Origin of the sequence: Psychrobacillus sp. OK032 (assembly GCF_900111345.1) — a bacterium.
Taxonomy (GTDB): domain Bacteria; phylum Bacillota; class Bacilli; order Bacillales_A; family Planococcaceae; genus Psychrobacillus.
In genome coordinates this window covers 534,973-548,198 of sequence record NZ_FOGY01000002.1, presented here as the reverse complement: position 1 = coordinate 548,198, position 13,226 = coordinate 534,973, and the positions used below count along the sequence as shown (strand labels likewise).

General features: G+C 36.1%; 10 protein-coding genes. All 10 read left to right on the top strand.

All coding sequences use genetic code 11. From position 1 onward, the window contains the following. Window positions 1-136: 136 nt before the first annotated feature. The 10 genes from citZ to polA all read left to right on the top strand — a co-directional run bounded on the left by citZ (window position 137) and on the right by polA (window position 13,220). On the top strand, window positions 137-1,252 hold the full coding sequence (citZ, locus tag BMZ04_RS06370) for a citrate synthase (protein ID WP_093266882.1): 1,116 nt from the start codon (window positions 137-139) through the stop codon (window positions 1,250-1,252). A gap of 81 nt (window positions 1,253-1,333) precedes the next feature. Further along, entirely contained in the window at window positions 1,334-2,599 is a 1,266-nt protein-coding gene (gene icd, locus BMZ04_RS06365; protein ID WP_093266881.1) for an NADP-dependent isocitrate dehydrogenase, read from the top strand. A 360-nt stretch (window positions 2,600-2,959) separates the two neighbouring features. After that, window positions 2,960-3,898 carry a malate dehydrogenase gene (gene mdh, locus BMZ04_RS06360; RefSeq protein WP_093266880.1) on the top strand — a complete coding sequence of 313 codons (939 nt, stop codon included), beginning with the start codon at window positions 2,960-2,962 and terminating at the stop codon, window positions 3,896-3,898. 95 nt (window positions 3,899-3,993) lie between these two features. Continuing rightward, window positions 3,994-4,440 (top strand): MaoC/PaaZ C-terminal domain-containing protein, encoded by a 447-nt coding sequence (locus BMZ04_RS06355; RefSeq protein ID WP_093266879.1) that lies wholly within the window; start codon window positions 3,994-3,996, stop codon window positions 4,438-4,440. Between the two features lie 63 nt (window positions 4,441-4,503). Then, the gene (locus BMZ04_RS06350) at window positions 4,504-5,217 is read left to right on the top strand and encodes a response regulator transcription factor (RefSeq protein ID WP_093266878.1); all 714 of its coding nucleotides are present in this window, start codon (window positions 4,504-4,506) and stop codon (window positions 5,215-5,217) included. Further along, window positions 5,217-6,752, top strand: a complete 1,536-nt coding sequence (pnpS, locus tag BMZ04_RS06345; protein WP_093266877.1) for a two-component system histidine kinase PnpS — start codon at window positions 5,217-5,219, stop codon at window positions 6,750-6,752. The genes BMZ04_RS06350 and pnpS overlap by 1 nt, the downstream gene beginning before the upstream one ends. An 11-nt stretch (window positions 6,753-6,763) precedes the next feature. Then, complete coding sequence (locus BMZ04_RS06340) at window positions 6,764-7,978, top strand: carboxylate--amine ligase (protein WP_093266876.1); 1,215 nt, start codon at window positions 6,764-6,766, stop codon at window positions 7,976-7,978. A gap of 368 nt (window positions 7,979-8,346) precedes the next feature. Then, a complete protein-coding gene (hflK, locus tag BMZ04_RS06335; RefSeq protein ID WP_093266875.1) occupies window positions 8,347-9,324 on the top strand; it encodes an FtsH protease activity modulator HflK in 978 nt (325 codons plus the stop codon). Next, a complete protein-coding gene (hflC, locus tag BMZ04_RS06330) occupies window positions 9,324-10,301 on the top strand; it encodes a protease modulator HflC (RefSeq protein WP_093266874.1) in 978 nt (325 codons plus the stop codon). The genes hflK and hflC overlap by 1 nt, the downstream gene beginning before the upstream one ends. 291 nt (window positions 10,302-10,592) lie before the next feature. Beyond that, on the top strand, window positions 10,593-13,220 hold the full coding sequence (gene polA, locus BMZ04_RS06325; protein ID WP_093266873.1) for a DNA polymerase I: 2,628 nt from the start codon (window positions 10,593-10,595) through the stop codon (window positions 13,218-13,220). Window positions 13,221-13,226 lie beyond the last annotated feature (6 nt).

Sequence of the window (13,226 nt, the reverse complement as noted above, 5' to 3'; positions counted from 1 at the left end):
GTTTTCATTCACAAAATCGCCAAATATGATTATACTAAGATTGTAAGGATTAAAAGGTACATAATATATACAGGTGATTTTTCGTTCAACGATTAGGTGGAGCGAATTATTATACTGTAGAAGGGGAGATTTCGAAATGACAACAACTCGTGGTTTAGAAGGTGTTGTAGCTGCGGAGACTGCCATCAGTTCTATCATTGATGACACACTTACATACGTTGGCTACAATATTGACGATTTAGCAACAAATGCAAGTTTTGAAGAAGTAGTGTATTTATTATGGCATAAACGCCTTCCCAAAGCAGATGAGCTAGCAGAACTAAAACAACAATTAGCTGATAATATGGCTGTACCTCAAGAAGTTTTAAATCATTTCAAAACGTATCCAATTGATAATGTTCACCCAATGTCCGCGCTAAGAACAGCTGTATCTATGCTAGCATTATATGATAATGCTGCAGAAGATATGTCCGAAGAGGCTAATTACTTAAAAGCAATTGAATTACAAGCAAAACTTCCGACATTAGTAACAGCATTTTCCCGTGTACGTAAAGGCTTGGAACCAATTGCACCTAAAACAGATTTAGGATATGCTGCAAACTTCTTGTACATGCTTTCTGGTGATCTTCCAGATGACATCGAAATAGAAGCTTTTGACAAAGCGCTTGTACTACATGCAGACCATGAGTTAAATGCGTCTACATTTACTGCACGTGTTTGTGTAGCTACACTATCAGATATGTATTCAGGTGTTGTAGCAGCCCTTGGAGCCTTAAAAGGTCCACTTCACGGTGGAGCAAACGAACAAGTAATGAAAATGTTAACTGAAATTGGTTCACTAGATAAAGTGGACGAGTATATTAATGAAAAACTAGAAAACAAAGTGAAAATTATGGGCTTCGGTCACCGTGTATATCGTAAAGGAGATCCACGTGCGAAACACTTACGTGAAATGTCTAAGAAATTGACTACCCTTCGTGGCGAGTCGAAATTATATGATATGTCTGTTCGCATTGAAGAAATCGTTACTGGACAAAAGAATTTACCACCTAACGTAGATTTCTACTCTGCATCTGTATATCATTCATTAAACATTGACCATGATCTATTCACACCTATTTTTGCAGTATCACGTGTATCTGGTTGGACTGCACATATTTTAGAGCAATACGCTAACAACCGTTTAATCCGTCCACGTGCAGATTATGTCGGGCCCGGCATGCAAAAATATATTCCTATCGGGGAAAGATAATCATATTGTTTAAAAGAGTAAAACTTAATCAATCTATTCGATATTGATAGCATTATAGATATACTAGGAGGAAATGATAAAATGACAACTGGTAAAATCACTGTAGAAAACGGAGTACTTAACGTACCAAACACAGCAATTATTCCTTTCATCGAAGGAGACGGGACTGGTCCCGACATTTGGGCAGCGGCTTCACGCGTTTTAGAAGCATCAGTAGAAAAAGCATATAACGGTGAAAAGAAAATTGAATGGAAAGAAGTACTTGCTGGTCAAAAAGCATTTGATCAAACTGGAGAATGGTTACCAAAAGAGACTTTAGACGTTATTAAAGAATATTTAATCGCTATAAAAGGTCCACTTACTACACCAATCGGTGGTGGTATTCGTTCATTAAACGTAGCGTTACGTCAAGAACTTGACTTATATACTTGCTTACGTCCAGTTCGTTATTTCAATGGTGTTCCTTCACCAGTTAAACGACCTGAAGATACTGATATGGTTATTTTCCGTGAAAACACAGAAGATATTTATGCAGGAATTGAATATGCTAATGGTTCAGATGAAGTTAAAAAATTAATCAATTTCCTTCAAAACGAAATGGGCGTTAACAAAATCCGTTTCCCTGAAACTTCAGGTATCGGTATTAAACCAGTTTCTGAAGAAGGTACAAAACGTCTAGTTCGCGCTGCACTTAACTATATTATTAAAGAAGGTCGCGAATCTTTAACACTTGTTCATAAAGGAAATATCATGAAGTTCACTGAAGGAGCTTTCAAAACTTGGGGTTACGAAGTTGCTGAGCAAGAATTCGGTGATAAAGTATTTACTTGGAATCAATATGATCAAATTAAAGAAGAGCAAGGAACAGAAGCTGCTGACAAAGCACAAGCAGATGCACTTGCAGCTGGTAAAGTCTTAGTAAAAGATTCAATCGCTGATATCTTCTTACAACAAATCTTAACTCGTCCTAAAGAGTTTGATGTAGTTGCTACAATGAACTTAAACGGAGATTATATTTCTGATGCATTAGCTGCTCAAGTTGGTGGAATTGGTATCGCTCCAGGTGCTAATATTAACTATGTAACTGGACATGCTATTTTCGAAGCAACTCACGGAACAGCTCCAAAATATGCTGGTCTTGATAAAGTAAACCCATCTTCAGTAATCCTTTCAGGTGTATTAATGCTAGAACACCTTGGTTGGAACGAAGCTGCTAAACTAATCATGGATTCCATGGAAAAATCTATTGCTGCTAAAGTTGTAACTTACGACTTTGCTCGTTTAATGGATGGAGCAACGGAAGTTAAATGTTCTGAGTTCGCTGATGAACTTATCAAAAACATGTAATTTGAAAATGAATTTTGGTTTTTAAGGAAGGGAATTTTCCCTTCCTTTTATCTTCATTCAGCAAATGTTTTCTTGCGACGAGCTTGCGCAGGAGCGGAAGACTCCCACCTACCTCTATAGGTGGTGAGATGAATTCGGTTTTGTTTACTGTTCAGTGGGTGTTCAAACGCCCGCTGAACGAAGATAAGGCCTCCGGCGGATGTCGCAGATTTTGAAAGGAATCAAGGAAGGCAGTCTAAATTCGCGATGTCCTGTCGCAACGACTGCATGACCTACATCCTGTAGGTCTCAAGATCGATTCAAAATCTGGACGCAACTACGCCAAGGCGTAATTGATTTAAACAAAAGGAGAGTTTTCTAATGACATTGAAAAGAAGTAAAATCTCAGTAATCGGTGGCGGATTTACAGGTGCAACAACTGCATTTCTACTTGCTCAAAAAGAACTTGGTGATATTGTATTAGTAGACATTCCTCAAGCAGAAAATGCAACTAAGGGCAAAGCTTTAGATATGGCGCAAGCTGGACCAGTCCAAGGATTTGATGCTGATATTATTGGTACTTCTAACTATGAAGATACAAAAGACTCGGATTTAGTAATTATCACTGCTGGTATTGCACGCAAACCTGGAATGAGCCGTGACGATTTAGTTCAAACAAACCAAAAAGTAATGAAAGCAGTAACAAGTGAAATTGTAAAATATTCACCAAATACAACTATTATCGTATTAACCAATCCAGTAGATGCCATGACTTATACGGTATACAAAGAATCAGGTCTGTCAAAAGAACGCGTAATTGGACAATCTGGTGTACTTGATACAGCTCGTTTCCGTACGTTTGTAGCAAAAGAGTTAAACCTCTCTGTTAAGGATGTTACAGGTTTTGTGCTTGGTGGACATGGTGATGATATGGTTCCATTAGTAAGATATTCATATGCTGGTGGTATTCCATTAGAAAACCTAATCGACGCTGACCGTCTAGAAGCAATAGTTGCACGCACTCGTAAAGGTGGAGCTGAAATCGTTAATCTTCTAGGGAATGGCTCTGCTTATTATGCTCCAGCCGCGTCACTAGTTGAAATGGCTGAAGCGATTCTTAGAGATCAAAAACGTGTATTACCATCTATTGCTTATTTAGAAGGCGAATATGGTATGGATGGTATATATCTTGGCGTTCCAACTGTACTTGGTGCAGGTGGTATTGAGAAAATTATTGAGCTTGAACTGACAGAGGAAGAAAAAGGATTATTAAGTAAATCTGCTGATTCTGTTCGAGCGGTTATGAACGTTTTAGCATAATTCATGATAATATTAATCGAGTGTGGGAAACCCGCTCGATTTTTTTTGTACTTATTGTTAAGATAGATATAGCTAATTGATGGGAGGATGAAATTTTGTTATTGGGAAAAATACAGAAACAGGGTAGGAATATAAATGATTTAATTGTTGGTGAAAAATTAACAATTACTGAGAAAATAGAAGATAAGGATTTACTTCTATACTTGGGGTTAACAAATGATAATAATCCTTTATATATTCAGCACGATTTTGCTTCCAAAACAATTTATAAAAAACCTATTGTCCCACCAATTATGTTAATGGGTATTATTACAGCTGCTATCTCCAAATACTTACCTGGTCCGGGAGCTTATATAACAAAGCAAAACATCAGCTTTTTAGCACCTGCTTTTCACTATTCAACTTTAAAGTTTAAGTTCGAAGTAATGGATATTGATGTAGGTTCAAATGAAGTAGTAATTTCCGTTACTGCTAAAAACGAACAAAATAATGCAGTGTTGGCCGGTACTTTTTACGTTAATCCACCAGCAATCGAACAGTAAGTCGACATTTGAAGTCAAATGATTTGGAATGGGGGTTTCAAATCAACTTTGGAGGCAAAAAAAATGAAAAAAGTATTAGTTGTGGATGATGAAAGCTCAATTGTAACATTATTAAAATATAATCTAGAAGAAGCAGGTTTTGAGGTCATTACTGCAAACGACGGTTTAGATGGCTTGAATTGTGCAATCGAGGATCATCCAGATGTCATTTTGTTAGATTGGATGTTGCCACGTATGGACGGAATGGAAGTATGCAAGGAATTGCGATCTAAAAAAATCCAAACACCGATTATTATGCTTACCGCAAAAGACGAAGAGTTTGATAAAGTACTTGGTCTAGAATTAGGTGCGGATGATTATATGACCAAACCGTTTAGCCCACGTGAAGTTACGGCTCGTGTAAAAGCAATGATACGACGTTCTAACATTTCTTCTGAGCATCAGATGAATGAAATAAAGCAAAAAGAAGAAATGTATTCGTTTGGACCGTTGCAAATTTATCCAGAGCGATTTGAAGTGCTTTTAAATGAAGAACCTATTGAGTTTACACCTAAGGAATTTGAATTACTTGTTTACTTAATCGAAAACAAAAACAGAGTACTTACACGCGACCAATTATTAAGTGCTGTCTGGAACTATGATTTTGCAGGAGATACGCGAATTGTGGATGTTCATGTTAGTCATTTACGTGATAAAATTGAAGAAAATAGTAGAAAACCAATTTTCATCAAAACAATTAGAGGTCTAGGATATAAATTTGAGGAACCTAAATCGTAATGAAGAGATTTCAATCCAAAATATTACGAACGTATTCTATAGTAATTGGATTAATATTAGCTAGTCTTGGTCTCGTACTTGGACAACTATATCCTATTTTTGTTCATCACTCCACTGTTGTTTTAATCGACTCTAAAATGAAGCAAATATCTACAGATTTAGCTGCAACAGAACTTTCAAAAGAAGAGCAAGCGACTATAAAACAAATATTAAGCTCTACGCTTCAACATAATGAAATTGCGAATGAACAACAATCACTATGGTTATTTTTATTTTTTGTATTATTCATCACATTTCTTGTTGCTTTAGTTTTGGGAGCAAATATATTTAAAAAGTATGCACAACCAATTGAACATTTAACTGAAACAGCAATGGAACTTGCAAGAGGTAACTATCGTATACGGGCGTTTGAAGATGATTTTTCGGGTATGGCTACATTAAGTAATTCCATCAATATACTAGCGCGCAATTTACATGATATTTCTGTTATGCGCGAAACGGAAAAAGAACGGTTAAAAACTTTAATTGAGAACATGGGCAGTGCCTTAATTATGATTGATCGAAATGGATTTGTAACGATTGTGAATCGGTCATTTTTAGAGCAATTGCAAATTTCCTTTGAAAATATTGATGGAAAGCTATTTCGTAAAATCGGTCTCCCGGATAAAATAGAATCTTTTATAGATAAGTTATTTTTAACGGAATCCTCATACCGCGAACAAATTCAAATTAAGCGAAACTTACATACTTATTATATGGATGCTTATGGGGCACCTGTAATTGGAGAGCATGGAAGATGGCTAGGCATCGTTGTGGTTATGCACGATATCACAGAACTTATTAAGTTAGAGCAAGTACGCAAAGATTTTGTAGCAAATGTCTCCCATGAACTCAAAACACCGGTAACTTCTATTAAAGGGTTTTCAGAGACATTACTATACGGAGCGTACAAAAATGAAGATACATTACTGTCTTTTCTTGAAATTATTCATAAAGAAAGTAATCGATTGCAAATGCTTATTACCGATTTATTAGACCTTTCCAAAGTAGAACAAGTAGGTTATGAAGTAAATTTGTATAAAGTAAACTTGAAAGAAGTATTGAATCGTTGCATTGAGATGTCTACACATCTATTGGAAGAAAAAGAAATAGAATTGGCATTAGCGGTAGAAGACTCGGTGAATGTATTAGGAGATTCCAATCGTTTAATGCAAATTTTGATGAACTTAGTGACAAATGCAATTACGTATTCACCTGATCATACAACTTTACATATTTCCATTTTCAAAAACGAAAAATATGGTATATTCCGAATTCAAGATGAAGGAATTGGGATTAGTAAAAAAGAGATTAGTCGAATATTCGAACGGTTTTATCGTGTGGATCGCGCAAGAAGTAGAAACTCAGGTGGCACGGGCTTAGGTCTTGCGATCGTGAAGCATCTTGTAGAAGCACATCACGGGTTGATAGAAGTAGAAAGTGAAGTCGGTAAAGGTACATGTTTTATAGTGTACATTCCACTTGTGCAAAGTTAATGGAGGTAAATATGAATAACGAACGATTTATCCCAATTATTGTGGGGACAGATATGAATGCTTATAATATGGCTATTTCATTTCATGAGGAGTATAATTTAAAACCAGTTTTAGTCGGAAAGGAAGAGATGTCCTTTACGAAATGGAGCAGTGTCATTGATCATATTGAAATTCATCCGAATCTATGGGATAAAGCTGCGTTTGTCACTGTTTTAACGGAAGTGGCGATGAAATATAAAAAAGCTGGAAAGCAATTGTTATTAATCGGTACAAATGATTTTTATGTCCGACTAATTATCGAAAATGCCAAAGCATTGAAAGAAATGTATGTATTTAACTATATGTCAGAAGAGTTAATGAATAATCTTCTTGTAAAATCTAATTTTTATAAGCTTTGCGAGGAACATGGTATTGATGCACCAAAAACATACTATTATTCTTGTGCTAAAAAAGAGCCTTTTACAGAAGAAGTATTGTTTCCGTTAATCATTAAACCAAGTAATGGGGTTCAATATTATAAAAATAAATTTCCTGGGCAACAAAAAGTATATCGTGTAGAATCCCGTGAAGAACTTAATAATGTCATTAACAAAGTGAATGCTAGTGGGTATATGGAGGATCTAATCATTCAAGATTATATTCCCGGCGATGATACGTATATGTGGGATTCTGTATTTTATATGAATTCGAAGGGAAAAGCGCAATTAAGTACGCTTGCACAAGTTGTTCTGCAAGAACATACGGTTACTGCAATTGGAAACTATACGGCACTAATTACGAGATATAACGAAGAATTGATGACAAAGCTTCAACATTTTTTAGAAGCAGTAGGGTATGTCGGATTTGCAAACTTCGATTTGAAGTTTGATGAACGCGATGGTAAATTTAAGGTGTTCGAAGTGAATATTCGTCAAGGGCGTTCGAGTTATTATACGACGGCGCTTGGACATAATATGGCGAGATATTTTGTAGACGACGTTATTTATAACAAAGCAAAACCGCTAACATTATTAAACGAACATTATTTGTTCACAGTAGTGCCGAAGATTGTGTTAAAGAAGTTTGTGGAAAATAAAGAAATTCAAAGAGAAGTAAGACATCTGTTAAGAAGAGGAAAATGGGGAAATCCATTATTTTATAAGAAAGATACAAGTCTCCCAAGAAAACTATATTTAATTGCCCGCCAGTTTAACTATTATAAGAAATATAAAAATAATAATTGGTAAGGTAAAATTTACAATATATTCATAATAGATTTACAATCGTCTGTTACATTTAAATAGACCCCTTTTCCAAACGATTTACCGAAAAAAGCTAGCCCTCCGCTAGCTTTTTTTTATTTTATTAAAAAAAATGCATATTAAGTAGATAATTTTCTTCAAACAACAAAATTATGTCGCTTTTTATATGAAACGTAAAATAGGGATATTGAGCCTTAATTTGTTTACACTAGGATTTCCGCCCTGCAGTGGAAATTCAAGCTATTCCTAGATTGCTCAAACTCTCCTTTATAAACATAGTTAATTTTTTATTTTTGAAACCAAATGGGTTCTTATTCCGTAAAAGAATTATACATACAGAAAGGGGAAATACTATGAGTACAAAGAGATTAATATCCATCATTGTTGCTTCAATCATAGGAATCATTTTATTATCTGCTGTATTTACATCTTGGTATACAGTAGACGAATCAGAACAAGCAATTGTCATTACATTTGGTGAAGCTGGGGACCCTATTACAGATCCAGGATTGAAATTTAAAATGCCTTGGCCAATTCAAAAAGTAGAGAAACTATCAAAAGAAACATTTAGTCTACAATTTGGATATAAACAATCACCAGATGGAGAAATAGAATCTTTCGATAAAGATACAAAAATGATCACTGGAGACGATAATATTGTCTTAACGGACTTAGTTGTACAATGGAAGATTACCGATCCAAAAGCATATTTATTTAACTCCGAAAGTCCGAAAGAATTATTACATGATGCCACTTCGGCTTCTATTCGATCCATTATCGGGAACTCCAGAATCGATGATGCTTTAACATCAGGAAAAGCGCAAATTGAAGCAGATACCGTTGAACTATTAGGCTCTTTAATAGACAAATATGACATTGGAATAACCGTACTTACTGTGAAACTACAAGACGTGGAGCTTCCAAATGCAGAAGTACGATCTGCATTTACTGCTGTAACTGATGCGGAAGAAACAAAGAACACAAAAGTAAACCAAGCTGAGAAATATGAGAACCAAAAAATGAGTGAGGCTGAAGGGGAAAAAGATGCTGTCATTTCTGAAGCAAATGGATATAAAACGGCTCGTATCCAACAAGCGCTTGGGGATGTAGAACTATTCAATAAGCTTTACGCAGAATATGCGAACAATAAAGAGATTACTAGACAGCGACTGGTAATGGAGACGCTCGATGCAGTATTACCGAATGCTCAAATTTATATTATGAATGATGATGGTGGCACGATGAAGTATTTGCCGCTCCAACCACTCGAATCGAATAAGCAAACACCACCACCAGCGGCTACAGAAACAGAAGAAGGGAGTGGACAATAATGGCAGACAATCATAATCCATTTTCCAATTTAGAGAATAAATTTAATGCAATGCAAAATAATAAAAAACCACAAAAAGAAAAAACACCAATAGACTACAAAAAATATACAAAGCCATTTATCGGTATTTTCATTGTGTTCGTCGTTATTGTAATCGCTTTTGCAAATGTTTATGTCGTGAAAGAAGGAGAGTTTAAAGTAGTTCGCCAGTTCGGGGAGATCAAGGACATCAAAGATACACCGGGATTGCATATGAAAATTCCATTTATACAAAGTATTGCAACCGTCCCTAAATATCAAATGAACTATAAATTATCAGAAGCAGAGATTAACACGAAAGATAAACGTCGAATTATTATTGATAATTATGCGGTTTGGCGAGTTGTAAATGCAAAAGAAATGATCTCGAATGCAGGTAATCTCATTAATGCAGGATCACGTATGGAAGAATTCATCTATTCAGTAGTACGTTCAGAACTTGGTCAACTAGAATATAGTGAGATTATTAATGATGAAAATTCTTCTCGAGGAAGTTTAAATGATCAGATTACAACTCATGTAAATGAATTACTTAAAAAAGACAATTACGGTATTGAAGTAATAGATGTTCGTATCAAACGAACAGACTTACCCGAAGAAAATGAGCAATCCGTATACAATGAGATGATTTCAGAAAGACAAAGTATAGCACAAAAGTTTTTATCTACAGGTGACGCAGATAAACGTCGTATTGAAGCAGACACAGATCGTAAAGTAAGAGAAATGCTTGCAACTGCCAAAAAAGAAGCTGCAATGATTGCTGCAGAAGGTGATGCTGAGGCTGCAAAAATTTACAACCAAAGTTTCTCTAAAGATCCAGAGTTTTATTCTCTTTACCGGACGCTTGAATCTTATAAGCGAACTATTGGGGAAGATTCGATGATTATTATTCCATCTGACTCTCCTTATGCGAGAATTCTTTCGGGTTACTTAGAATAGTTTATGAATCGTCATTCCCCTTACTATCATGGTAAGATATAGGGAATGACGATTTTATTTTAACTTAATTCATCAAACATGGCTGAATTAAGTTAAAGCTAAGCTTCCGGCGGATGTCACAGATTTTGAATGGAGTAGAAGAAGGCAGTCTCATGCGCATTCAAAATCTGGACGCACTGTTTTCTGCGACGAGCTTTGCGCAGGAGCAATGTTTTTCTGTGTAGCTGAACGGAGTGAAGCGGAAACAAATAGCCAAGGCATTTTTGATTAAGATTTAAGGGAGTGAATGGAATGTCCAACGAAAAAATTCTTTTATTGGATGGGAATAGTCTCGCTTATCGAGCTTTCTTTGCTTTACCATTATTAACAAATGAACATGGCATACATACAAATGCCGTATATGGTTTTACGCTAATGCTGCAAAAAATTATGGAAGAGGAAAATCCAACTCATATACTTGTAGCGTTTGATGCTGGGAAAACTACTTTCCGTCACTCTACGTTCGGTGAATATAAAGGTGGAAGACAGAAAACACCACCCGAGCTATCGGAACAATTCCCTTATGTCCGAAAACTAATTGATGCATATGGGATTAAACGATATGAATTAGAAATGTATGAAGCAGACGATATCATTGGAACGTTAAGCAAACAAGCAGATGCAAAAGGTCAACAAGTTGTCATTGTATCAGGTGACAAGGATTTGACGCAGTTAGCAACGGACCGAACGACTGTATATATTACGCGAAAAGGTATAACAGATATTGAAAAATATACACCTGCACATATTGAAGAAAAGTATGGACTAACTCCACTACAAATTATTGATATGAAAGGTCTCATGGGAGATGCCTCGGATAATATCCCAGGTGTGCCAGGAGTCGGTGAAAAAACGGCGATCAAACTTTTAAAAGAACACGGTTCCGTAGAAGATCTTTATCAAGCATTAGACACTGTTAGTGGAGTGAAATTAAAAGAGAAGTTAGTTGCAAACGAAGAACAAGCGAAAATGAGTAAAACACTTGCGACAATTGAAACAAGTGCTCCAATTGAAGTGACCTTAGATGATCTAACATACAGTGGACCTAATATGGAAGATGTAGTGGAGATTTGGAAAGAGCTTTCGTTTAAAACACTATTAGAGAAATCTGATTTTGTTGCGGAAGAACAGGAAACTGCAGAAATAAATTATCAAGTGTTGGAGGAAGTAGATGCTTCCATCCTCAAAGGCCAAATGGCTGTTCATCTCGAAATGTATGATGAACAATACCATACGAGTGAATTACTAGGAATCGCATTATCAGACGGGGAAGAAACGTATTTTATCCAGGGTGCTAAAGCATTTCAATCTGATGCTTTTTGTGCATGGTTTGAGGATGATTCAAAACAGAAATTTTTATCGGACTCTAAAGCGACACAAGCAGTGAGTAGAAAACATGGCGTCAGTATACAAGGAGCAGAATTTGACCTGCTATTAGCAGCTTATATTGTCAACCAATCCATCTCTTCTGGCGACGTTTCTACACTCGCAAAAGAATTCGGAAACTATAATGTATGGACTGACGAAAGTGTTTATGGAAAAGGTGCGAAAAAATCGATGCCCGAGCTGGAGAAACTTGCAGAACATGCGGCTCGAAAAGCGCAAGCGATATGGCAGTTAAAGCCGACTTTAGAAGAAAAGCTGAAAGAAAACGAGCAATTCGCATTGTATAAAGAGTTAGAATTACCACTTGCATCTATTCTAGGAACGATGGAATCAGACGGAGTGCAAGTAGACAAACAAATTCTCGTCGAAATGGGCCATGATTTAGAAGTAAAGCTGCAATCCATTGAGCAAAATATATATGCGCTCGCTGGGGAGAAATTTAATATTAATTCTCCTAAACAACTAGGTGTTATATTATTTGAAAAAATTGGACTAACCCCGATTAAAAAGACGAAAACTGGCTATTCTACAGCAGCAGATGTACTGGAGAAATTAGCTGGAGAGCATGAAATTATTGAACAAATTCTTCATTATCGTCAATTAGGAAAGTTAAACTCAACGTATATTGTAGGTCTATTAAAAGAAATTCATGATGATGATGGGAAAATCCATACGCGCTACCAGCAAGCATTAACTACTACAGGGCGGTTAAGTTCGATTAATCCGAACTTGCAAAATATACCAGTCCGATTAGAGGAAGGTAGAAAAATTCGAAAAGCATTTGTACCGTCGCATCCTGATTGGGTAATGTTTGCAGCCGATTATTCCCAAATCGAGCTTCGTGTGCTTGCGCATATGTCGGAAGATAAAAACTTAGTAGAAGCGTTTAATAACGATTTAGATATTCATACGAAAACGGCAATGGATGTTTTCCATGTAGATGCAGAAGATGTGACGTCGGACATGCGCCGTGCGGCAAAAGCAGTTAACTTTGGTATAGTATACGGCATTAGCGATTATGGTCTATCGCAAAACCTAGACATAACGCGAAAAGAAGCGGCAACATTTATCGAGCAATACTTAAATAGTTTCCCAGGTGTAAAAGAATATATGGATGATATTGTGCGGGAAGCTAAACAAAAAGGATTTGTTACGACGATATTAAATAGAAGAAGATATTTACCTGAAATTACGAGTTCTAATTTTAATCTGAGAAGTTTTGCTGAGCGTACCGCGATGAATACACCAATTCAAGGAAGTGCGGCAGATATTATTAAAAAAGCGATGATTGATATGGCACAACGTTTGAAAGATGAGAAGATGCAAACGAAGATGCTTTTACAAGTGCATGATGAGTTAATTTTCGAAGCACCAAAGGAAGAGATTGCATTACTCGAAAAAATTGTACCAGAAGTAATGGATACCGCGATCAAATTGCTTGTTCCAATGAAAGTGGATTATGCATTTGGTGCTTCTTGGTACGAAACGAAATAAGGAGTT